Source organism: uncultured Methanobrevibacter sp. (assembly GCF_905235195.1).
In the GTDB taxonomy this organism is placed as follows: Archaea; Methanobacteriota; Methanobacteria; order Methanobacteriales; family Methanobacteriaceae; genus Methanarmilla.
In genome coordinates, this window is record NZ_CAJOKH010000002.1 from 15,416 (window position 1) to 39,819 (window position 24,404).

Annotated in this window: 25 protein-coding genes; 24 read left to right on the plus strand and 1 reads right to left on the minus strand. The window is 31.2% G+C overall.

The genetic code is table 11. The features are described from left to right. Positions 1-229: 229 nt before the first annotated feature. From mcrB to QZ146_RS00375, 22 genes are all read left to right on the plus strand, one after another. A complete protein-coding gene (mcrB, locus tag QZ146_RS00270) occupies positions 230-1,561 on the plus strand; it encodes a coenzyme-B sulfoethylthiotransferase subunit beta (RefSeq protein ID WP_295721309.1) in 1,332 nt (443 codons plus the stop codon). A gap of 45 nt (positions 1,562-1,606) precedes the next feature. Further along, on the plus strand, positions 1,607-2,068 hold the full coding sequence (mcrD, locus tag QZ146_RS00275; RefSeq protein ID WP_295721311.1) for a methyl-coenzyme M reductase operon protein D: 462 nt from the start codon (positions 1,607-1,609) through the stop codon (positions 2,066-2,068). A gap of 5 nt (positions 2,069-2,073) precedes the next feature. Further along, positions 2,074-2,670 carry a methyl-coenzyme M reductase I operon protein C gene (gene mcrC / locus QZ146_RS00280; protein WP_295721313.1) on the plus strand — a complete coding sequence of 199 codons (597 nt, stop codon included), beginning with the start codon at positions 2,074-2,076 and terminating at the stop codon, positions 2,668-2,670. 2 nt (positions 2,671-2,672) lie between these two features. Beyond that, positions 2,673-3,422 carry a coenzyme-B sulfoethylthiotransferase subunit gamma gene (gene mcrG, locus QZ146_RS00285; protein ID WP_295721315.1) on the plus strand — a complete coding sequence of 250 codons (750 nt, stop codon included), beginning with the start codon at positions 2,673-2,675 and terminating at the stop codon, positions 3,420-3,422. Positions 3,423-3,436: 14 nt separating this feature from the next. Further along, positions 3,437-5,089, plus strand: coding sequence for a coenzyme-B sulfoethylthiotransferase subunit alpha (mcrA, locus tag QZ146_RS00290; RefSeq protein WP_295721316.1), 1,653 nt, complete (start codon positions 3,437-3,439; stop codon positions 5,087-5,089). 235 nt (positions 5,090-5,324) lie between these two features. After that, the gene (gene mtrE / locus QZ146_RS00295; RefSeq protein ID WP_295721318.1) at positions 5,325-6,212 is read left to right on the plus strand and encodes a tetrahydromethanopterin S-methyltransferase subunit E; all 888 of its coding nucleotides are present in this window, start codon (positions 5,325-5,327) and stop codon (positions 6,210-6,212) included. A gap of 12 nt (positions 6,213-6,224) precedes the next feature. Further along, entirely contained in the window at positions 6,225-6,938 is a 714-nt protein-coding gene (gene mtrD, locus QZ146_RS00300; RefSeq protein WP_295721320.1) for a tetrahydromethanopterin S-methyltransferase subunit D, read from the plus strand. A 1-nt stretch (position 6,939) separates the two neighbouring features. After that, positions 6,940-7,752: a tetrahydromethanopterin S-methyltransferase subunit MtrC gene (gene mtrC / locus QZ146_RS00305; protein ID WP_295721322.1), complete on the plus strand. Its 813-nt coding sequence runs from the start codon at positions 6,940-6,942 to the stop codon at positions 7,750-7,752. An 11-nt stretch (positions 7,753-7,763) separates the two neighbouring features. Beyond that, positions 7,764-8,090, plus strand: coding sequence for a tetrahydromethanopterin S-methyltransferase subunit B (locus QZ146_RS00310; protein WP_295721324.1), 327 nt, complete (start codon positions 7,764-7,766; stop codon positions 8,088-8,090). Then, complete coding sequence (mtrA, locus tag QZ146_RS00315; RefSeq protein ID WP_295721325.1) at positions 8,091-8,837, plus strand: tetrahydromethanopterin S-methyltransferase subunit A; 747 nt, start codon at positions 8,091-8,093, stop codon at positions 8,835-8,837. Next, positions 8,834-9,037: a tetrahydromethanopterin S-methyltransferase subunit F gene (gene mtrF, locus QZ146_RS00320; RefSeq protein WP_295721327.1), complete on the plus strand. Its 204-nt coding sequence runs from the start codon at positions 8,834-8,836 to the stop codon at positions 9,035-9,037. The genes mtrA and mtrF overlap by 4 nt, the downstream gene beginning before the upstream one ends. 10 nt (positions 9,038-9,047) lie before the next feature. Continuing rightward, on the plus strand, positions 9,048-9,269 hold the full coding sequence (gene mtrG / locus QZ146_RS00325) for a tetrahydromethanopterin S-methyltransferase subunit MtrG (RefSeq protein ID WP_295721329.1): 222 nt from the start codon (positions 9,048-9,050) through the stop codon (positions 9,267-9,269). A gap of 15 nt (positions 9,270-9,284) precedes the next feature. Next, entirely contained in the window at positions 9,285-10,217 is a 933-nt protein-coding gene (gene mtrH, locus QZ146_RS00330) for a tetrahydromethanopterin S-methyltransferase subunit H (RefSeq protein WP_295721331.1), read from the plus strand. 371 nt (positions 10,218-10,588) lie between these two features. Continuing rightward, complete coding sequence (locus tag QZ146_RS00335; protein ID WP_295721332.1) at positions 10,589-12,055, plus strand: methanogenesis marker 14 protein; 1,467 nt, start codon at positions 10,589-10,591, stop codon at positions 12,053-12,055. A gap of 112 nt (positions 12,056-12,167) precedes the next feature. Then, positions 12,168-12,806 (plus strand): NTP transferase domain-containing protein, encoded by a 639-nt coding sequence (locus QZ146_RS00340; protein ID WP_295721334.1) that lies wholly within the window; start codon positions 12,168-12,170, stop codon positions 12,804-12,806. Positions 12,807-13,053: 247 nt separating this feature from the next. Then, positions 13,054-13,323, plus strand: a complete 270-nt coding sequence (locus QZ146_RS00345; RefSeq protein ID WP_295721336.1) for a PRC-barrel domain-containing protein — start codon at positions 13,054-13,056, stop codon at positions 13,321-13,323. A 525-nt stretch (positions 13,324-13,848) separates the two neighbouring features. Further along, complete coding sequence (sufC, locus tag QZ146_RS00350; RefSeq protein WP_295721338.1) at positions 13,849-14,604, plus strand: Fe-S cluster assembly ATPase SufC; 756 nt, start codon at positions 13,849-13,851, stop codon at positions 14,602-14,604. Next, a complete protein-coding gene (locus QZ146_RS00355) occupies positions 14,585-15,820 on the plus strand; it encodes a SufD family Fe-S cluster assembly protein (protein WP_295721354.1) in 1,236 nt (411 codons plus the stop codon). Before sufC ends, QZ146_RS00355 begins: the two co-directional genes overlap by 20 nt. A 672-nt stretch (positions 15,821-16,492) precedes the next feature. Next, entirely contained in the window at positions 16,493-16,912 is a 420-nt protein-coding gene (locus QZ146_RS00360; RefSeq protein ID WP_295721340.1) for a hydrogenase iron-sulfur subunit, read from the plus strand. A 14-nt stretch (positions 16,913-16,926) separates the two neighbouring features. After that, the gene (locus QZ146_RS00365) at positions 16,927-17,856 is read left to right on the plus strand and encodes a F420-nonreducing hydrogenase (RefSeq protein ID WP_295721342.1); all 930 of its coding nucleotides are present in this window, start codon (positions 16,927-16,929) and stop codon (positions 17,854-17,856) included. Position 17,857: 1 nt separating this feature from the next. Continuing rightward, positions 17,858-19,282 (plus strand): Ni/Fe hydrogenase subunit alpha, encoded by a 1,425-nt coding sequence (locus tag QZ146_RS00370; protein ID WP_295721344.1) that lies wholly within the window; start codon positions 17,858-17,860, stop codon positions 19,280-19,282. A gap of 12 nt (positions 19,283-19,294) precedes the next feature. After that, positions 19,295-20,542, plus strand: coding sequence for a 4Fe-4S dicluster domain-containing protein (locus tag QZ146_RS00375; RefSeq protein ID WP_295721346.1), 1,248 nt, complete (start codon positions 19,295-19,297; stop codon positions 20,540-20,542). Between the two features lie 135 nt (positions 20,543-20,677). On the opposite strand, the gene QZ146_RS00380 is transcribed toward QZ146_RS00375, so the two are convergent. After that, positions 20,678-21,946: a dihydroorotase family protein gene (locus QZ146_RS00380; RefSeq protein WP_295721348.1), complete on the minus strand. Its 1,269-nt coding sequence runs from the start codon at positions 21,944-21,946 to the stop codon at positions 20,678-20,680. 275 nt (positions 21,947-22,221) lie between these two features. On the opposite strand from QZ146_RS00380, the gene QZ146_RS00385 reads away from it, so the two are divergent. Continuing rightward, complete coding sequence (locus tag QZ146_RS00385) at positions 22,222-23,346, plus strand: nucleotidyltransferase family protein (RefSeq protein WP_295721350.1); 1,125 nt, start codon at positions 22,222-22,224, stop codon at positions 23,344-23,346. Further along, a complete protein-coding gene (locus tag QZ146_RS00390) occupies positions 23,343-24,092 on the plus strand; it encodes a peptidylprolyl isomerase (RefSeq protein ID WP_295721352.1) in 750 nt (249 codons plus the stop codon). Before QZ146_RS00385 ends, QZ146_RS00390 begins: the two co-directional genes overlap by 4 nt. Positions 24,093-24,404: the final 312 nt, after the last annotated feature.

The following is a 24,404-nucleotide window of genomic DNA, read 5'->3' on the forward strand; positions in this document are numbered from 1 at the left end:
TTTAAGAGCCATTTTTCCTAAAAAAATCTATTTGATTATTACATATAAATTTTACTACTTATAAAAAAAGGTAATATTTATATTATATCTTAAAGATATTAAAATTTGTATACCATATGGCTTGCTATGCAAAAACTTGCTTTGTAGCTTACTTAACATAAACTATAAAAAACGCTATGTTTATGATTAAGTGGTATATTAGTAACTCTATTTATTTAGGAGGGAAAAAATGGCGAAGTTTGATGATAAAGTCGATTTATACGACGATAGGGGTACATTAGTCGATTCCAATGTACCTATTGAAGCTCTAAGTCCAGTACGTAACCCAGCTATTCAAAAAATTGTAACTGGTATTAAAAGAACTGTTGCTGTAAACTTAGAAGGTATAGAAAACTCATTAAGAAATGCTGCTGTCGGTGGTAAATCTAGTAAAATCTTAGGAAGAGAAATGGACCTTGATATTACTGGTAATGCTGATGCTATTGCAGCATCCTTAAAAGATATGATTAAAGTTACCGATGATGATGATACTAAAGTAGAACTCATTTCTGATGGTAAAAGGATTTTAGTACAAGTCCCAAGTAAAAGAATAGATGCTTCTGCAGAATATTCTGTTGCAACTTTAGCTACTTCTAATGCTTTAATCCAAGCTATTATTAATAATTTGGATGTTAACATGTACGATGCTAACATGGTCAAAGCTGCTGTTTTAGGTACATACCCACAATCTGTAGATTATGGTGGATCTAACATTGCAACTATGTTAAACGTACCTCAAAAATTAGAAGGTCCTGGTTACTCATTCAGGAATATTACTGCAAACCACATTGTTGCAGCTACCCTTAAAAACTCTTTCCAAGCTACTGCTTTAGCTAGTATCTTAGAACAAACTGCAATGTTTGAAATGGGAGATGCAATTGGAGCATTTGAAAGAATGCACTTATTAGGTTTAGCTTACCAAGGAATGAATGCAGATAACTTAGTATTAAGCTTAGTACAAGATAATGCAACTGACTCTTCTGTTGGTGATATTATTATGGATACTATTGGAAGAGCTAATGCTGATGGAATTATTGGTGTTGAAAAAGATTTAAATGGATTCAATGTATACCAAACTGACGATTTAGCTAAATGGAACGCTTACGTAGCTGCTGGTTCTGTTGCTGCAACTATGGTAAACGTTGGTGCTGCTCGTGCTGCTCAAGGTATTCCATCCACTATTTTATACTTCAACGATTCAATTGAATTTGCTACTGGTTTACCTGGTCTTGACTTCGGTAGAGGTGAAGGTGTAGCTGTAGGATTCAGTTTCTTCTCTCACTCTATCTATGGTGGAGGAGGTCCTGGTTTATTCAATGGAAACCATATTGTTACAAGACATAGTAAAGGTTTCACAATTCCTTGTGTAGCTGCAGGTATGTCTTTAGATGCTGGTACTCAACTCTTCTCTCCAGAAGCAACATCTGGATTAATTAAAGAAGTATACAGTAGAATTGACGAATTCAGAGAACCTCTTAAATATGTCGCAGAAGCTGCTTCAGACATAAAAGGAGATATCTAATTATTTTTAATAAAAAATACATCTAATTGTATGGGGTAGAAAAAAATGGACATTGAAATATTTCCTTATAGAATCATTAGTGCAGATACTACTGAAAAATTACTAAACGGTATTGAAAGTTTAGATGATGTTAGAAGGACTGTTATTCATGGACCAAGACTTCCCCCTGATGATCCTGATTTAGATCCAAAATATAAAGATAAAAGGGAAATTACTGTTAAAGGTAAACCAATAGAACTTAAGATTCGTGTTGGTCGTATCTTTGTAGATTTAACTTCTGAATCTGCTATTAAAGAAGTTGAAAAAATCTGTGATGAAGTACTTCCATTTGGATATGATATTAACACAAGTAGAAGTGAATACATTAGAAAACACAAAACTGTTAGTGATGCTATTAAATATGGTGTTGAAGATAATAATCTTCCTGATGAATTGATTGGTATGACTGATCAAACTAGACAACTAGCAGAAAATCTTGATTACATTGATTATGATGAAGTGGAATAGGTAATATGATTGGAAGAACAACACATGTAGTTGACTGCCGTGAAACCATGGGTCTTGGTGAAGGTGGAGGAATTGCTCAAAGAGGAACTTTTGCTAAATGTGGAAGTGATGTTATTGCTGTTGCAATGTCTCCTGGACGAAGACATATTACTAAACCTGTATGTGAAATTACATTTGCATTACGTGAAGCAAATTTATTAACTAGTACTATGATTTTAAATGCTGGTGCTGGTGTTCCTGGTGATGCTCCAGGAGTTGGTGCTTCTAGTTTATTTGGTTTAACTCCTGAAGAGATTGAACAATTAAATCAGTATAAACTTTTAGTTATTCATTTAGGGGGAGTAAGAAATCATATTATTTATAAAGCAAGGTTAATATTGAGAAATGTAAATAGGCCTTGTGTTATTATATGTGAATATCCTGTTGATTTTGAGGATTTCGCAAAAATAGGGATTAAAACTTCTAAGGTTATGCCTGATGAAGTTCAAACAAAAGGAACCATTATTAATATTATTAGTGGTGTTATAAGAGGACAAACTGTTTCTCAAGAACAATTAGATGAAATTATTAGAAAAGTTAAATTAGCATTAGGAGATGCATAATTATGGCACAATATTACCCAGGTACATCTAAAGTTTCTAAAAATAGAATACATTTTGCTGACCCAGATCAAGAGTTAGAAAAATTAAGAGAAATTTCAGATGAAGATATAGTAAAAATATTAGGTCACAGGGCTCCAGGTGAAGAATATAAATCAGTTCACCCTCCTTTAGATGAAATGGATGAGCCTGAAGACATTGTAAGAGAAATTGTTACACCAATTGATGGTGCAAAAGCAGGAGACAGAGTAAGATATATTCAATTCGCTGATTCCATGTACTTCGCTCCAGCTCAACCTTATGTAAGAGCTAGATCATACATGAACAGATACAGAGGAATTGATACCGGTACCTTATCCGGAAGACAAGTTATCGAAGTAAGGGAAAGAGATCTCGAAAAACTTTCAAAAGAGTTATTAGAAACAGAATTCTTTGACCCAGCAAGAACTGGAATCAGAGGTAAATCTGTACACGGTCACTCCTTAAGGTTAGATGAAGACGGTATTATGTTCGATATGTTAAGAAGACAACTTATGAACAAAGAAACCGGTCATGTAGAAATGGTAAAAGATCAAATTGGAATTCCTTTAGATGAACCTATTGACTTAGGTGAACCTTTAGATGAAGAAAAATTAAAAGATATTACCACAATTTACAGAGTAGATGGTGACGCATACAAAGATGACAAAGATGCTGTTGAAGTATTACATAAAATCCATGTCACCAGATCCCAAGGAGGATATTGCCCTGAATAGGGGAGGTTATTATTATGGCTGATAAAAAATTCATTGATGCATTAAATAAAAAATTCAAAGAATCCCCAGAGGAAAAAACTACCACTTTCTATGATTTAGGTGGTTGGAAACAATCTGAAAGGAAAACCGAATTCTACAATGCAGGTAAAGATATTGCAGATAAAAGAGGTATTCCTATGTACAACCCAGATGTTGGTAGTCCATTAGGACAAAGGACTTTAATGCCTTACCAATTATCTACTACTGATACTTATGTAGAAGGGGATGATTTACACTTCATCAACAACGCTGCTTTGCAACAAATGTGGGATGATATTAGAAGAACTGTTATTGTAGGATTAAACACTGCACATAACGTTCTTGAAAGAAGATTAGGTATGGAAGTAACTCCTGAAACTATTACTAATTACTTAGAAACTGTAAACCACTCTATGCCTGGTGCAGCAGTTGTACAAGAACATATGGTAGAAACCAATCCATACTTAGTAGCAGACAGTTATGTTAAAATCTTTACTGGTGACGATGAATTAGCTGATGAAATCGACAAATGTTATGTTTTAGACATTAACAAAGAATTCCCAGAAGCACAAGCAGAAGCTCTTAAAGCTGAAGTTGGCGATAAAATTTGGCAAGCTGTAAGGATTCCATCTTTAGTAGGAAGAGTTTGTGATGGGGGTACTACCTCTAGATGGTCTGCTATGCAAATTGGTATGTCTATGATTTCCGCATACAACCAATGTGCTGGTGAAGGTGCAACTGGAGATTTCGCATATGCATCCAAACACGCAGAAGTTATCCATATGGGTACTGCTTTACCTCAAAGAAGAGCAAGAGCAGAAAACGAACCTGGTGGAGTTCCATTTGGTTTCTTAGCTGATATTTGTCAATCATCAAGAGTAAATCCAGACGACCCTGTAAAAATAACCTTAGATGTAGTAGCTACTGGTGCTGGTTTATACGATCAAATTTGGTTAGGTTCTTACATGTCTGGTGGTGTAGGATTCACTCAATATGCTACTGCAGCATATACTGATAATGTTCTTGATGACTTCACTTACTATGGTAAAGATTATGTAGAAGACAAATTCGGTTTAACTGAAGCTCCTAACAACATGGAAACTGTTCTTGATGTTGGTTCTGAAGTTACTTTCTATGCATTAGAACAATTCGAAGAATTCCCTGCATTACTTGAAACTCAATTTGGTGGATCTCAAAGAGCTGCTGTTGTTGCAGCTGCTGCAGGTTGTTCCACTGCATTTGCTACTGGAAATGCTCAAACTGGTTTAAGTGCTTGGTACTTATCCCAATACTTACACAAAGAACAACATTCCAGATTAGGATTCTACGGTTACGATTTACAAGATCAATGTGGTGCTTCTAACGTATTCTCATTCAGAAACGATGAAGGTTTACCACTTGAAATGAGAGGTCCTAACTATCCTAACTACGCAATGAATGTAGGTCACCAAGGTGAATATACTGGTATTGCACAAGCTCCTCACGCTGCACGTGGAGATGCATTTGTATTTAACCCATTAATTAAAATTGCATTTGCAGATAAAAACTTAAGTTTCGACTTCACTCAACCTCGTGCTGAATATGCTAAAGGTGCTTTAAGAGAATTCCAACCTGATGGTGAAAGATCTTTAATTATTCCAGCTAAATAGGTGTATTAACACCTATTTTTTCTTTTTTTTTATATTTTTAATTAAACCAAAAAAATTTTGGAAAAGTTTTTATATAAAAGTTTAAATATTGATATATACATTAGTCTTTGACTGATGATTTTAGAGAAAAAATATTATGGAAATATTTCTTGTTTGATTTAACAAGTAAAATATAAATCTTTTATTTCACGTTTATTAAATTACTAATTTAATAAAAACTAAGGAGGAAAAAAATATGGACCCTATCACATTAGGTGTTGTCGCATTGATGGGTGTAGCTGCAACTATCGGTGGTGCTGCAGAAGATTTAGAATCTGATGTAGGATCACAAAGTAACCCTAACTCACAAGTTCAGTTAGCTCCTCAAATGGGACATTTACATAGACTTATTAATAAGGCAGCTTCCGGTGAGCCATGTTCATACGGTGTATGGTGTGGTATTTCCGCTACAGTTGCTTTTGTATGTATACAATTAGGAATCATACCTATTGTTTCAATCGCTATTGGATCTGTAATTTCTACTATTGTTCTTACTGCATATGCTGTTAGTGCATTTATGGGACGTATCGTTGGTCAATCAAAACAATTTAATCAACCTTTATTTATGGATGCATTGACAGAATGTCTTGGACCTTTAGCTGCTCATGGATTTATAGCTACTTTTTGTATTACAGGTATGGCTTATTTAATGACTATTCCACTCGGAACCGCTAATGTTCCATTACATACTTTCACATTACCACTTTTAGGTGTACTTTGGGGTATTACTATTGGAGCAATTGGTTCTGGAACTGGGGATGTTTACTATGGTACTGAAAGTTTGTATCAAAAATTCCCATTCGGTGAAGGTACTCCTGTAGCTATTCAAGGAGATATTGTTAATAAAAATGCTTTAGGAGCTAGAAACTCTATAGATGTTGTAGGTTTCTGTGCTAGATTCGGTGGACCTTTCACTGGATTCTGTTTTGGATTAGTTGTATTCTTAAGTTTCTGGATTGTTGTAGTATTTGGTGTAACCGGTGGTCAAATTGCTGGTATCATTATTATTCTTATTTTAACTGTATTAAACTACAAACTCGAAACTTTTGCTAGGAATACTTTTGGACCATATGAGGATGAATAAGGAGGTTATATCATGAGTATTATATTAATGATTATATTAATAATAATAGCTGGGGTAGCAATGGGTGCTGGAGTACACTTTATTCCTGTAGGAGGTGCTCCTGCTGCTATGGCTACTGCAACTGGAGTAGGTACTGGTACTGCTATGTTAGCTGCTGGTGCAGGTATGACCGGTCTTATTACTGCTGCTTCAATGGCAAATGAAAATCCTATATTGATTATTGTTGCAGGTGCTATTGGTGCAGCTATGATGATGGGTATTACAATGTTCGTTGCAAACCTTATTTATGTATATGGTACAGGTGTTATTCCTGTTTCTGCTAAAATTGAAAAAGACCCTATTACTGGATTACCTCAAGAAGCTTATAAAACTCCGGGTACTGAAGGTCACGGTGTACCTACTGTATCATTTGTCAGTGGACTTGTAGGTGGAGCTCTTGGTGGTTTAGGAGGAGGTTTATCATTTTACGCTATTTCTGATGTAGCTAATGTTACCTTCAAAAATGTTATGGCAAACCCAAGTCCAGAAACAATAATTATTATTGCTGCTGTTTGTTCAATTGGTTTGTTCTTTGTTAATTCAGTAGTTGCTTCTTATAATATTGGTGGTACCATTGAAGGTTTCCACGATCCTAAATTTAAAAGGATTCCAAAAGGTGCTCTTGCAAGTATTATTGCATCTTTAGTTATTGCAATTTTCATTGCATTTATTGTAGGAGGTATTTAAAATGGCTGACAGTTTTGTAACTAATGAAAATTCTATGTTAATTTTAGGTATTGTTGGCAGTTTAATATTAATTTGCTTATCTGGTGTTAGCTCTACATTTGGTCCTTTGTTTGCTGCTCTTGGTGCAGTATGTGCAATTTTATGGGGAGCAAATGCTATTAGTAGAGTAGCAAGTTATGGTTTAGGTACTGGTGTACCATCTATCGGATATATGTCTTTAGGTGGAGGTATCGTTTCTTCTTTATCTGGTTTAATTATTGCTGAAAGGTTTTTATCTAAATCATTAGGTGCTGTTACTGCAGAATATGTTGGACCTATTATCGCTCTTATTATTGGTTTATTAATTGGTTTAATTATTGCAGTTGTTGCTAAAAAGCTTATTGGAATGAAAATCCCTGTTATGATAAGATGTACTGCAGAACTCGGTGGAGCTGCTGCTTTATCTATTATTGGATTTTCTGTAGCTATTGCAGGTAGCCTTAATCTTACTGATATTTTAAACACTGTTGTTTTAACAGGTATGATAGGATTATTATTTATCTTAAATACTATGGCAATTCAACATCCTTATAATGCATGTTTAGGTCCTAATGAAGACCCTGTAAGGACATTTAAGTGTGCTTGTCACACCGCGTTTTTATCAATGACTGTTGTTGGTATTTGTGCAGTACTTAATTTAGGCTATGTTTCTTTACCTATCATTGTACTCGGATTAATTTGTTGGATTATATCTTTCAGAAGTTTCGTAAATGCTTCATACGAAGATGCTTCTGAAGTTAAATGGTCTGGATTATGGCCAGAAGTTGAGCAATAGGAGGAATAATTATGGCAGATATGTTACCATTTATTAATATTATACCTGAAATGAATCTCAACTTGGATCCTGTTTCCGGTATTTTAGGTGCTGGTGGATCTGATTTAGTTATTTTATCTATGGATGAAATTAACGCGGAAATTGATAAAATAGATGCTGCTGCAGAAGAATTAGTAAATTCATTAGACCCTAGTAGTTCACCAATTGGTGCTGCTCCTAATAGGGAAGGAACATATATTTCAGCAGGTCTCTTAACAAATTTTGTATATGGATTTTTAATTGCAGCTTTGATTATATTTGCAATTATCCCATTATTAATGAAAGTGGGGGTTTTATAGATGGCTGATAAAAAATCACCTGCTAGTGGATGGCCTATTGTCACTGGGGAATATGCAGTTGGTGACCCAGAAAGTCCTGTTGCTGTTGTCACTTTAGCATCTGAAATGTTTGATGAATGTGTAGATGCAGGAGCTGCTCTTGCAGGTCCATGTCACACTGAAAACCTTGGTGTTGAAAAAGTAGTAGGTAATATTATTTCAAACCCAAATATCAGATTCTTAATAATTTGTGGATCTGAAGTACAAGGACATATTACTGGTCAATGTTTCGAAGCATTACATGCTAATGGTTGTGATCCAGAGAAGAAAAAAGTTATAGGTGCTACTGGAGCTATTCCTTTCGTTGAAAATGTTCCAATGGAAGGGGTTGAAAGATTCCAACAACAATTAGAAATTGTTCCTATGATTGATAACGAAGACACTGGTTCAATAACTTCCAAAGTTAAAGAATGTGTTGAAAAAGATCCTGGTGCTTTTGAAGAAGAAGCTATGATTATTGAAGTTTCTGATGATGGTGATGATGAAGACAGTGGAGAAGAAGTTAGAGTAGTGTCACCTGAGACTGCTTTAATTGAAGCTAGAATGAGGAATATTCAAACAGAAATCAAAATGATTGGTGCAATTCAAAGGAATTCATCTGGAAATTACGCTGGTAAAGTACAAGGTATCATGGTAGGTATGGTATTTGGTATGATTATCTCTGGTTTAATCTTGATTATGTTCTTCAATATTGGAGGGTTAATATGAAAATTTCAAGTACTCCTAACATTAAAACTATAAAAAAGGCTTCTGAAGAAATTGATTATTCTTCAAGACTTATTGGAAGAGAAGGAAGAGCAATGGTTGCTTTATCTTTTACTAGAGTAAAAGGTATGGCTTGGGGAATTGTTGCAGCTTTTGTTTTATTAGTTCTTCTTCCATTTATCGTAAAACTTTGCGGAATATAGAGGTGTTAAAATGGCTGACGATAATACAGTACCTTCTGTAATGGTCAATACTGATGAGTATAATGCAGCAATGGAAAAATTAGACAAAATTGAAGAAAAAGTCGATTTTGCTTTTGGTGAATATACTCAACGTTTAGGCCAACAAACAGGTAGGGATATAGGTATATTATACGGTTTAATAATAGGTCTTGCAATGGTAATTGTCTTTATTTTTTTGTCAGGATCAATTTAAAGTGGAGGTTATATAATGTTTAGATTTGAAAAAGAACAAGTCGTTGTAGATGTTGCAGGAGTAAAAGTCGGTGGACAACCTGGTGAATATCCAACCGTACTCTGTGGAACAATCTTTTATGGTGGACACAAAATTATTAGTGATCCTAAAGCAGGTGTATTTGATAAAGACGCTGCTGAAGGATTAATCAAAGAAATGGAAGAAATGGCTGATGTTACCGGAAACCCATGTATTATTCAAACTTTCGGTCCTACCCCAGAATCCATGGTTAATTATTTAGAATTTGTAGGAGATATTTCAGACAAACCTTTCTTGATCGATTCAACTGGTGCTGATGCTAAAATTGCTGGTGTTAAATATTGTCAAGAAGCGGGTCTTTGTGATAGAGGTATTTACAACTCATTAAATATGTCTTGTGAACAAGAAGAATTAGATGCTTTAACTGAAACCGATATTGAAGCATCAATTATTTTAGGATTCAACCCTATGCAAGCTGGTGTTGAAGGTAAAATTGATATTTGGGAAACTGGTGGAAGTGTCATCGATAAAGGTGTACTTCAAATGGCTGAAGAATGTGGAGTATCCAAATACTTCATGGATGTAGCTGTTACTCCTATTGGACAAGGTGCAGGTCCTGCTGTAAGGACTACTTTTGCAGAAAAATCCAAATGGGGTTACCCTGTAGGTTCCGGTATCCATAACGTACCTTCCGCATGGGATTGGTTAAAAGGATGGAAAAAAGAAAAACCTGAATCTTGGCCTGTTTGTGATATAGGTTCAGATCTTATACAAGTTACAGTCGGTGGGGACTTCTGTTTATACGGTCCTATTGAAAACACTTCAAAAGTTTTCCCTGCTGTTGCAATGAACGATATGTTTATGGCTGAAGCAGCTGCTGATATTGGAACTGAATGTGTTGAAGATCACCCATATAACAAATTGTTATAGGCAAGTTTAGATTAGATGTTTATCATCTAATCATTTCTTATTTTTTTAGTTTCATTTCACTTATTTTAAAATGTTTTAAACCATATATCTTATATTATAAACTATTTTATTATTATCTAATATGAAAATATCATAAGTGGCTTTTTTTTAATGGACTTTTTTTTATAAACTACTATTTTACTTGATGTTCATTTTAGTATTATTAATCCTTATTTTTCTATAAAAAACAGTTTTTTTTAAAATTAATTTTTCAATTTTTAATTTTACTAAAATTATTTAAAAAAATTTATATTATTTCGATATTAAAAATAAAATTAATTAAATATTAAAATTTAGTAATAAATTTTTATTATAAATGTGGGGATATTTAAATGTCAATTTTTAGTAATTTATTTAAAAGAGGACCTAAACCTGTATTTGCTCATAGTCAGCCTAAAGATTTGGCTGCACTTAAAGCTAGTACTAATAGGCCACAAAGTGCGGCTTATCAAGTTAAGCAAGATGTATATTATGTCACTGCTTCTGTAGAATTGGGTAACACTACTACAAAATGTGTTTTAACTGCTACAAATCTAAATAACAGTGAATGTTACTTATTGGATAAAACTGTTAGGATGACAAGAGATATTAGGGCTCCTAAATCTGGAGAAGATGTTTTCGGTAAAACTGTTTGGGGTATAGAGTTGACTAAAGAGGCAGTTGCTGAAATGATTGGTGAAACTGTTTTAGAATCTCTTAAAAAAGCAGGTGTAGATAAAGATGAAGATCTTGATTTTGTTGTAAGAAGTACTGGTGTAACAGCTGGATTTGCAACTGCTGAAGAGGCAGGTCAATTAGTTATTGCTCTTGCAGATGGTTGTCTTGATATAGGCATTCCTCCTAAGAAAATGTCTCCTGCAATGAGTTCTAAACAACTTCCAGAAAGAATACAAAAATATACTTTACTTGATAATGTAATTTTTGACGGTGCAGTAGTAAGTGTAAAACCTCCTAAAGGTAAACAGCAAACTGCTAATGAGATGGAAGGGGAACTTGTAACTGCAGGTATTAAATTAGGTGCTAAATGGACTGATGTTGATTATAGAAATCCTTGTGTTTCTCTTGATTTTGGTTCAACTTTAGCGGGCCGTATTGTAAATGACGCTACTCCGTATGCTAATACTGTTGGTAACTTTTTAGGTCTTGCAGGGGTTGTATCTGATTCTCTTGCAAGGGGTACAGATAAAGTAGATCCTAATAATGGTGCAGCATTAGACTTATATAATCCTAAATTGGATAATAAAGGAGATAAAAAGAAAGCTCAAGCTAATGCAGACAAGGTACATAAAATTATTGATATTCGTAAAGTTCCAAATGATGTTGACAGGTTTGGAACTGTGCCAATTAATCCTCAAGCTGCAGAAGAAGCAGGCACACTTTTAATTGGTTGTGATGTTGGAGTAAATGGTGATAAATTGCCTGATTTAATGACTTTAGGTCATGAAATATATGAAAAGGATGGTCTTGAAACACTAGTTGCTACTATGGATTATGTTTCAGCTAATATTGTTTATAGGACATTGGATGTTGCTTTTGCTGAAAATGCAATTTCTGAAGGATCCGTATTAGGTATTACAGGAAGGGCAGGAATTACTGGCCGTAAGCCTGAATTAATTTTAGAATACTCTAAGGATAAATTTGAAAATACGGTATTTGTTGAAGATGGTTTGGCTCTAGGTTCAGCAATTATGGCTCGTTGTATGAATTCTATGGGAACTCCTAAAAATCCTATTGGAGGTCATCAAGGAGGTAAATGTATTTTAGGTAAAAGAATGAAGCTTCAAGGTAAAAATGCTTAATATTTTTATTTATTTTTAAATTTTCTTTTTTTAATTTATGTTTAAGATTATTAATTTTTTAAAGTTTTTAAATATTTTAATTTTATTTTTCCTAATTGTTTTTAGTGATTTTATGATTATTGCACTTATAATGGCTGGAGGATTATCTACTAGATTGAAATCAAATGTTGAGAAACCTCTTTTTGAATTTAATAAAAAACATTTAATAGATTATGTTTTAGATAATCTCAAACAATCTAAATTAATAGATGTTACTGTAGTTGCAGTAAGTCATAATACTCCAAATACTCAAGAGTATTTAAAAAGTAAAAAATTTCTTAAATTAGAATATAATATGGATTATGATTATAATTATTATATTGAAAGTCCTGGTGAAGGATATCTGGATGATTTGTCATTTTTATTGGATTTTTTTGAAAAAATTTCTTCAAATAATACAATCGTTGTTCTTAATGCAGATTTACCCTTTATTAACTCATTTATTATTGATGCTATTATAGAAGAATATTTTAAAATAAATAAGCCAGCATTATCCGTTCAAATACCTGTTGATGTTTATAAAAAGTATAATATTTCATTTTCTTATGAGTTTAATGGTTTTGTTCCAGCGGGATTTAATATTTTAAAATCAGTCAATAGAATTCAGGATCAATATGAGTTAAAAAGATTTGATATAGAATTTGCATTTAATTTAAATTCATTAGAGGATGTTGATTTGGCATATAAACTATTAGATATAAATAAATATTGATGATATTGTCTTTAATTTTATTATAATATTAATTTAATTTTTTTTATCTACATTTTAAATTTTGGAAATTTTTAGATTTTTTAATAATTTTAATTAAATATTATTTTATAAATCTTTAAAGAATATTCTATTAGTTTTTTTTAAAAAATTATTTTTAATTCTTATTTTTCCTATATTTTTAGGTTTAATTTAAATATTATAAGGTAAATATATTTTAGTGATATAGAAATTTTATCATGGTGGAATCATGGAAGGCAAAAAAAATGTTCAAAAAAGAGAAGAAAAATTATGGAGTGAAGTTAAGAATTATCAGGTAGCAACTAATAATGCTCGTATTCTTGGGGTTCTTGATGAACTTATTATTAATGATAAAACCGGTAAAATTGTAGATATTGCAATTAAAGTTGAAGATGGTCGTAATGTCCATATAAAAGGTGCAAAAAGGAAAGATGATTTATTACTTGTACCATTTTCTAAAGTTGAAAAAGTTGGAGAATTTATTATAGTTACAGAGTAAATTCTTTTATCTACTTTTTTTATCTATTTATATAACTTTATTTTTAACTTTATTTATAATCTTATTTTCTTTAGTACTAATTATAGATTTTTATCTTTTTTTTTAATTTTATCTTATTATTATGCTATTAGTATCAGTTTTTATCTAATTTTTTCTTATTATACCGTTTATATATTATTTTCATATTTATATCTTATTTTATTTAAGTTGAAAATTTATCTTAATTTTTATTAATATATTTTATGCTTATTTATTTTAGATTATTTCATTTATTTTTCTATTTACTTAGTTTTTAATTTTTAACTATGCTTTATTTATTTAACATATTTTTTGCTTTTTAGTAGTAATATTCATCATACTATTTTTTATAAAGTTTTTATATAACAATGTTTATAAGAATTAAATTCATAAAATATAATAAAAATATAATTTTTTTTTATGTGTAAATTTATAAAATTATGCTGTATTTTAACATTTATTAAATTTATTAAGTGGTTATTTTATTAAATTTTATGGTGATAGATTATGTTACTTGAAATAGAGAACTTGGCTGTTGAAGTTGAGGGTAAACAAGTTTTAAAAGACGTTAATCTTTCTATTGCAGAAGGAGAGACTCATGTACTTTTAGGCCCTAATGGTGCAGGTAAAAGTACATTATTTTTAACAATACTTGGTTTTCCAAAATACAATATTACTCAAGGCAGTATAAAATTTAAAGGAAAAGACATAACAAATTTACCTACCTCTGAAAGAGTTTCAATGGGTATGGGTGTAAGTTTCCAGAACCCTCCTGCAATAAGAGGTATAACTGTTAAAGATCTTTTAAAATATGAATCTGGTCAAAGTGAAGATGAAGATTTAAATCCTAGAATGAGGGAATTAGCTAATAAGCTTAAATTCAGCGAAGAATTTTTAAATAGGGATGTTAATTTTGGTTTTTCTGGTGGTGAAGTTAAAAGGTCAGAGATTCTTCAACTTTTAGCGCAACAACCAGATTTTACTATGTTCGATGAACCGGATTCTGGTGTAGATATTGAAAATGTTGAACTTCTTGCTGAGGAGTTAAATGTTATTTTAGATAAACAAAAAAGAATCAAACAACGTAAACGTTCAGGTTTGTTAATTACTCATTTGGGATATATTTTAAATTTTGTTAAAGCTGATAAGGCTCATGTTTTAATGAATGGGGAAATTGTTTGTTCAGGTAATCCTGATGAGATTTTACTTGAAATTCGTAAAAATGGTTTTACAGGATGTGTTAATTGTGCGCAATGTTTATGAAGATGCTGAAAGAGCTAAGGATAAAAAAGCAGCATTAGGTACTGATATTACTATTGAAAATTTTTCATCTGAAGATATTAATGCTATTGATTTAATTGATGATTTAAGTGATTTGTCTAAAAAGGATCAAAACACTTTACTTTCTGTTGGGGTAGATTCAAATGAAAGTGATAGGGCAGGTTCTTTTCTTCAAATGGATCAAAGTAATATTTTCACATCAGAATTATCTGATAATATTGAACTTATGAATACAGGTGTAGCATTAGAGAAATATTCTTGGTTAGAGAATTATATATGGAATGCTGTAAAACCAGATGCTGACAAATATACTGCTGAGGCAGCAATTAAAGAAAAAGAAGATGGAACTTTTAGTGGCTATTTTGTTAGAAGTAAACCTGGAACAAAAGAATTTTTCCCAGTTCAGGCTTGTATGTTTATTGCAGATACTGATATTATGCAAACAGCACATAACATTATTATTGCTGAGGAAAATTCCGAATTACATCTAATTACTGGTTGTGCAACAGGTGATGATATATCTTCTGCACTTCATGTAGGAGTTAGTGAAATTTATCTTAAGCCAGGTTCTAAAATTACTTTTACTATGGTTCATAATTGGGCTGAACAAGTAGAGGTACGTCCAAGGACTGCTATTAAACAAGCAGAAAATTCTACTTATATTAACAATTATATTTTAACCAGTCCGGTTAATTCTATTCAGTCTTATCCTACAACATATTGTGAAGGAGCTAATTCAAAAGCACTTTTCCAGAGTATTATATCTGGTCAAAAAACTTCTAATATTGATATGGGTTCTCGTGCTGTTCTTTCAGGATACAATTGTTCTGCTGAGGCTATTTCTAGAGCTGTTGCAAATGATGCTGCTAAAATATATGCAAGAGGTCATATTATAGGAGATGAACCTGAAGTTAAAGGACATGTTGAATGTAATGGTTTAGTATTATCTGAAGAATCATCTATTTATGCAGTTCCTATTTTAGAAGCTAATTCTACTGGTTTAGAACTTTCACATGAAGCAGCTGTAGGTAAAATTGATGAAGATGAAATTCATTACCTTACTTCCCGTGGATTTACAGAAGATGAAGCGGCTTCTATGATTGTTAGAGGATTTTTAAATATGGATATTACAGGCCTTCCTCCTATACTTGCAGATTATACAAAAAATGTAATTGATATGAGTGTTAAAGGTATTTAATTACCTTTATATTCACTTTTTTTTATTTTAAATATATTTTTTATATTTATTCATTAACATTCTTATTTTTTTTTTAAAATTTATTGATATATTTGTTTTTAGCTTTTAGTTTTTTTTAGATTTTTTAGACATTTTATTGTTTTATTTTTTTATTATGCTTAACAAAATATTCTCCTTATTTTTTTTTAAAATATTCTTTATTTTTTTACTAGTGTTTAATATTTTTTAATTTATTGTAAGTTTAATTTGTATATTTAAACAATAATCAATATTCATAATTTTTTATTAAACTTAATTTACAATCTTTTTATTTATTTTTAATATTATTTTTTTCTTTATTTTTAATATAAGCTTTTCAGTATCTTTTAAAAATATTTTGGTTTACCTAAAAATCTTTTTATTATATTTAAAGATTTCGATTTTAATTTCCAAGTAACCTTTATATTTAATCTTGATGTAATATTTTATTAGTACATTAATGTAAAGCTGAGCTAGCTCATTGAGGTACAAAGAAAGTATTAATGAAATATATTTTTAAGTTTTTTTAAAAAATTTTTATTAATATGTTTCCATTAATTAAAACGTTTTAAAAAAAGAGAGACCAAATATCTCGTTAAAAACGTTTTAAGAGATAATTTGGCAAAAATTTAATAGTAGAGGAGGTTAAACTCTATGGCAGAAGAAGTAAAAATTGTAATGTTTTGTTGCAACTGGTGTTCCTATGGAGGAGCAGATACTGCTGGTACAGCTAGGATGCAATACCCACCTAACATAAGAGTTATTCGTGTAATGTGTTCTGGTAGGATTGACCCACAATTTGTATTAAAAGCATTCAGAGAAGGTGCTGACGGTGTAATTGTAGCAGGTTGCCACATGGGTGATTGTCACTATGATGCAGGAAACTATAAATTAGATAGAAGAATGAGAATAATCTACAACTTAATTGAAGAATTAGGTATTGGAAGAGAAAGATTATATCACGATTGGATTTCCGCATCTGAAGGTGAAAAATTCGCGAACACTGTAAGAATGATGGTTGCTAGAATTAAAGATTTAGGACCTTCACCTTTAAAAGAACAAATTGAGGCTTAAGCGGAGGAAATAAAATGGCAGATGAAAAAATTAAAATTGGAACCATGTGGTTAGGTGGATGTTCAGGTTGTCACTTAGCTATTGCAGATTTCCACGAATCATTAATTGATATTTTAGAATTAGCTGATTTCGAATTCAGTCCAGTTTTATGTGATACAAAATATGATGAAATTCCTGAATTAGATGTTTGTATCATTGAAGGTGGAATCAGAAATGATGAAAACAGAGAATTAGCTGAATTATTAAGAGAAAAATCTAAATTAGTAATTGCATTTGGTACTTGTGCTGTATATGGTGGTATTCCAGGTCTTGGAAACTTACACACTGTAGAAGAATTAACTACTGAAGCTTACAAAAACTCAGTTTCTACTCCAAATGAAGAAGGAATTATTCCTAATGAAGAAGTACCTCATTTAGAAAATAGGGTAAGATCATTACCACAAGCTATTGATGTAGATTTAATTATTCCAGGATGTCCTCCTAGATCTGATGTTGTAGCAGAAGCTATATTAACTTTATTAAATGGAGGAACAATTGAATTACCTACTACAAACTTATGTGAAGTTTGTCCTAGAGAAAAACCACCTGAAGGTTTAGCTATGGACTTTGTTAAAAGACAAATGGAACTTGGTAGGCCTGAAGATGATTTATGTTTAATTGCACAAGGTTTAGTATGTTTAGGACCTGCAACAGTATCCTTATGTGGTGCTGAATGTCCAGCTATTGCTGTCCCATGTAGGGGATGTTACGGACCTACTGCAAAAATCGTTGATGCTGGAGCAAAAATGATAAGTGCTATCGCTTCAGATTACCGTGTTGGTGATGATAAAACTGTAGACCCTGAAGAAGTTGCGGGCCAATTAGATGATTTAGTTGGTACTTTCTATAGTTACACTTTACCAGCTGCTTTAGTCCCAATGAAAATGCAAAAAGGAGGAAAATAAAATGGCAAAACTAACTATGGAACCTGTAACTCGTATTGAAGGACACGCAAAAATTACAGTTCTTTTAGATGATGCAGGAAATGTAGATGAAACTAGACTACATGTTATGGAATTTAGAGGATTTGAGAAATTTTTACAAGGTAGGCCAGCAGAAGAATTACCACGTTTAGTTCCTAGGATTTGTGGTATCTGTGATGTACAACACCATTTAGCAGCAGCTAAAGCTGTTGATCAAATTTATGGATTTGATGATGATGAAATCTTGCCTACTGCTTACAGGATGAGAGAAATTATGAATTGGGGTTCATACATGCACTCCCACGCACTTTCTTTCTATTTCCTTTCAGCTCCTGATTTAATCATTCCTAATGCAAATAGAAAAACTAGAAATGTTTTCCAAATTATTAAAGATCAACCAGAACTTGCTTTACAAGCAATAAATATGAGAAGAAACGGTTTAGAAATTGTAAGAGAAATAGGTGGTCGTCCTATTCACCCTACTTCCTCTACTCCTGGTGGAATCTCTACTGAGTTATCTGATGATAAACAAAAAGAATTATTAAAAAGAGCAAAAGAGAATGTTGAATTAGCACAAGCTACCTTAGATTTAGCTATTCCTATTTTCGAAGAAAATATTGAGTTAGTTAAAGATTTAGGTAATTTCGCTCCTACTCGTCACTGTGGTTTAGTTAAAGATGGTGTCTGGGATGTTTACAATGGTAATGTAAGAATTTGTGGTAAAGAAGGAGACATTGAATATGAATACAACAATTTAGAATATCAAGATATTGTTGCAGAACATGTAAAACCTTACTCCTGGTTAAAATTCCCTTACATTAAAGAATTAGGTTATCCTGAAGGTATTTACAGAGTTGCTCCTTTATCAAGGATAAATGTTTGTGACAGCATGCCTAAAGAAGCTCCTCTTGCTCAAGAAAGATTAAAAGAATTCCGTGACACTTTTGGATATGCTCAAGAAACTTTATTATTCCACTGGGCTAGACTTATCGAAATCTTAGCTTCCGCAGAATGTGCAGCTAATGGATTAGAAGAAGATTTATCTGGTAAAAAATTCCCTGATGAATTAGAATTAACTGCTGGAGAAGGTGCAGGTATTGTAGAAGCTCCTCGTGGTACTTTAATCCACCATTATGAAACTGATGATAAAGGTTTAGTTACTAAAGCAAATATTGTTGTTGCAACTATTCAAAACAACCCTGCTATGGAAATGGGTATTGATCAAGTAGCTAGAAACCACATTAAACCTGGTGTAGAAGTAGATGATTCTATTTTCAACTTAATGGAAATGGTTATCAGAGCATACGACCCATGTTTATCCTGTGCTACTCACAGTATGGATAGTCAAATGAGACTTTCAACTTTAGAAGTTATTGATAGTGACGGTAATTTAGTTAAAAAAATCTAGAGGTGTGAATATATGATAGTAGTCAATCAAGACGACTGCATCAAGTGTGGAGCTTGTGAAGGTACATGTCCTTCATCTGCCATTCAAGTAGGAGAAAAACAAATTATTTTCTGTGATACTTGTGGTGGAGAACCTAAATGTGCTGAAATTTGCCCTAATGGTGCACTAACAGTCGATGAAGTAGCTGTTGATGATGAAGGTAATACACAAGTCAGAATATCATATAATCCTGCTTTCTGTGATAAATGTGGTGGAGAACCTAAATGTATAGATGTATGTCCACCTCAAACTCTTGAATTAAAAGATGCTAAAAACATGCCTATTGATGGATTCTGTGTAATGTGTAAACAATGTGTAGAAATCTGTCCTATGGATGTTATTGGTATTCCAGATATAATTGAACCAACTGTTAGAGATATTGAGATTACTGGACCTATATTTATCCAAGATTGTGTTGGTTGTGGAACTTGTGTTAGTGAGTGTCCTGCTGAAGCAATCACCTTAGATAAAATTGGTGAATCAATTGCAATTGATGAAACCAAATGTATTAAATGTGGTGTTTGTTCTCAAACTTGTCCTTGGAATGCAGTCTTTATTTCAGAAAACAGATACCCTTCTAAACGTCCTAAAGAAATTAAATCCTTTACTCTTGATGAAGCTGCATGTATTGGATGTAATACTTGTGTTGAAGCATGTCCTGGAGATTTCATTGAAACAAAAGGAGCTACTTTGTCTGTAAAACTCCCTACAGTTTGTGCAGCATGTAGTTTATGTGAACAATTATGTCCTGTTGAAGCAATTGCTTTAGATGTAGAGTATGGTGAAGCTTCACCTGCTGATGCTTTAGGTATATCTAGAGATGTTGAAAAATGTGACTTTGTCGGTGCATGTGCAATCGCTTGTCCTACTGAGGCTATTCGTGTAGTAAGTAAAACTGGTATGAAATTACCAGAACAAGTTGAAAGTAGTGAAAAACCATCCTTTGCTATGTGTGCTAGATGTGGTGCATGTGCAGCAGCTTGTCCTAATGATGCTTTAATTTTAGATGAATTTGAAGTAACCATTGGTGATGAGACTGTAATGAGAAATAGGATTTCTGCTAATCCATCTAAATGTGATCAATGTGGAGATTGTATCTCAGCTTGTCCATATGGTATGTTGAAACTTAAAGAAGATGGTAACTTACCTGTTGTTGGTTTCTGTACCCTTTGTGGTCAATGTGTTGATTCATGTCCTAAAGATGGTTTATGTATGAAATAAACCCTCAATTAGATGGAATTTCCATCTAATTATTTTTTTTTTAACATTTTTTATACTATTTTTATTAATATATTACTTTGATATTTCTAATATTATATTTTAAATCTTTTAATCAATTAAAAAATAATTTTATTTTTAATTAGTATCATAAACTATATTATCTTCCATAACTATTTTTCCATTTACAATAGTCATTGTTGATTTACCTTTATAACTAGTTTTATCAAAGGGAGAATATTTTCCTTTGGTGTAAAATTCATCTACATTAAATTGGCCTTCTTTTTTAAGATCTATAACTGTTAAATCTCCATCATAACCTTTTTGAATTTTACCTTTTCCTTTTAAGTTAAATCTATTTGCTGCATTTTCAGATAATATTTTAGGAATAATTTTTAAATCTAATCTTTTATTATTTACTTCAGTTAACAGTAGACTCAATACATTTTCAATATTAGGCATACCTGAAGGGCACTGCCAAACAATATTATTTTTCTCCTCAAGACTATGTGGGGCATGATCAGTTCCAAGAATTGAACTTTCATTTACATTAGAAATACTTAAATTTTCACCCTCTAATCTGAGTGGAGGATTTGTTTTTACTATGTTTCCATATTCTTTAAATGCATTTGCATTAAGTAGTAAGTGATGTGGTGTAAATTCATAACTAATATCTACATTATCAATTTCATTTTTTATAATTTCTAAAGATTTTTTACTACTCAAATGACAGATATGGATTTTAAGATTATATTTTTTTGCTAAATCAATTACTTTGCTGACTGCTGTATCTTCTGCATTTGATGGTCTTGCATAAGCATAATCTATTGGTTCATCTGTTCCTTTTTCCTTCATCATTTCTGTTGAATCTTCTACAATCCTTTTATCTTCTCCATGAATTGTTACTATTGGATTATCAAGGTCTAATTTTGAAATATTTGAAAAAATCTCATTAAGTGAACTATCACTTTCTAAATCTGTAAATATTTTATAGGATATTGGATTTAATTTAGCAATTTCATTCATATTTTCAAATGTATTTGCTCCTGCATGAATTAATGTATTTATTACACTTTTCTTTCTAGTAATTTCTAATTTTTCTTTGTATGCTTTTAAAGTATTAGTTTTAGGAATTGTATTTGGCATATCAATAACTGTTGTAAAACCGCCATTTGCAGCAGCCATTGAACCTGTTTTCATATTCTCTTTATAGGTTAAACCAGGATCTCTAAAATGTACATGAGGATCTATTAAACCAGGAAGTACAATCTGCCCTTTAACATCAATTATATTGGATGATTTTTCTGTTAATTTAGAAATATCTGATATTTTACCATCTTCAATTGTAATGGTGTATTCTCCAGTTTTACCTATTAATTTACAGTTTTTAATTACCAAATTATTCATAAAAATTACCTTAAATTTTATTAAAATTAATATGATTTGATTGTTTTATTAGATTTAATCAATATTTTTAGTTTATTATCTTAATTTAATTATTAAGCTATTTAATAACTTTATCATTAAACCAATAATATTTATTTTGTATTTTTTTTTAATTAATTTTTTCTTAATTTTTATTTAAAATATCTTTAAAAATAAAGATCTTAGATTTATGTATTGAAAAATATCATAATATTTTAATAGAATATTATATAAACATTATTCCATAATATATTATTATGCTTTCAAATGATTATGTGAAAGATATAATTCGAAAGGATAGAAAAACATTTTTGAATGATTATGAAGCTTCACAATCAAATAATATGTCTGATAAAGTTGAGAATAATAATTCTAATTCAAATGTTCCTTTAATTGCAGATTTTACTGAATATAATCCTTTACATAATGGTCATTTTCATTGTATGAAAGTAGCTAAAGATAATGTCCCTAATGGTCTTTTTGTAGCTATTGTTCCAGGATTGTTTGAAAGAAGTGGTAGAGGACTGCCCTATATATTACATAGATATTCAAGAGCAGAAATTGCAGTAAATGTTGGTGCAGATATTGTTATTGAAGGTCCTCCTATGGGTATAATGGGTTCAGGCCAATATTCTTTAGCTTTGTGTAAGATTTTTCAAGCTTTAAATACAGATTTTATTCCAAGAGGATATAATCCCTTTGAAAGTTTTGATGATATATTAAATCGTATAAGATTAGGTCATGGAATTGCACCTAAACCTTATAAAATTGTTGATATGGATACTAATGAAATTATAATGAAAGATAAATTAGAAGAAGATAATTATGTAATAGTGTCTTTTTCAAAATCTTTAAAAAATTTAGGCTTTGATTTTAAAGACAAATTTATATTTGTTCGCAGAATCGAAGGTGTTAGTGGCAGTTTAATACGTAAAGCTGTAGAAGAAAATAACTTTTCCAATGTTCAAAATATGATGCCTGATGAAACTATTTCAATTTTTAAAAGAGAAGTGAAATTAAATCATGCTCCGTTACATATGATTCGGGATGAGGAAACTATTTTGGACAATGCAAATAATTTATCTTTTAATCATTTATCCTCTTTAAACTTATTTGATGATAAGTTAGCTTCAAAATTAATCGAAACTCGTGAGGTAAAACCTTTTGAGAATTTAGAAGAATTATCAAATTCTATTTCATATGGGTTCTCTTCAAATTATAAAAATCGGGTTTTAAGTATATTGGAGGCTAATATTAGTAAAGATATAATATTCAATTACATTGAAAAATATCCTTATACTATACGTGTCTTAGATTATAAAAATGAAGATGCATTAAATGAATTTAAAAATAGAATAACTAATAGGAGATTAGTATTATGACAATAAAAAATGGAGATTTTGTTAAAATTAATTTTACCGGTAAAATAGATGAAACTGGAGATGTTTTCGATACCACATATGAAGATGTGGCAAAAGAAGCAGGAATAATTGTTGAAAATAAAGATTATTCTCCAATACCAATAGTTGTTGGTGGAAATCATTTAGTACCTGCTATTGAAGAAGCAATTGTAGGATTAAAAGAAGGGGATCAAAAAGAAGTTAAAGTATCTCCTGAAAATGGTTTTGGAGAAAGAAATCCTAACTTAATCCAATTAGTTCCTATGAAAGAATTTAAAAAACAAGGCATTAAACCTGTTCCAGGTATGAGAATTACTTCAGAGGGTCAAAATGCTAAAGTTTTAACTGTAAGTGGTGGAAGAGTAAAACTTGATTTCAATCATGAATTAGCGGGTAAACACCTTACATATGATGTTAAAGTTGATGAGATTATTGATGATGATAATGAAAAAGTTAAAAGTATGATTCAATTACATTATGCATATCCAAATATGGATATTGACAAGACGGAAGTAAACTTTGATGGTAATACTGTAAATATTAAATTAGATGAAATTACACGTTTTGATCAAAAACCATATATGGATGTTACTCTTTCAAGATTCAGAATAGCAAAAGACATCTGGGAAAACATGGATGTTGAAAAAGTCCAATTTGTTGACACTTTTGAAAAGAAAAGTGTTGAACCGGAAGCAGATGAATTAGTAGAAGAGGATAAAGAAGAATAGATTTTTCTACTATCTTTTTTCTTTTATTTTTCTTATTTTTCTTATTTTTTTCAATTAGTTTTTTAGTCTTTATATTTTCATAAATTATTTTAAGCAGATTCAAAATTTCCTTAACATTATAATAACTTTTTTTTAAATTCAATTTTTTTCTAATTTTTTGTATTTTGTTTAAGAATTTTTTATTTTTTAAATTCTTTTTCCTGATAATAATTTGGGGCTGTAAAAAATTTAACTGATAAGCCTCCCAATCAACTTACAAATTTATACAATTATTTTAAATTACACTTGAAATAGTTCTGTAAGTCAACATAG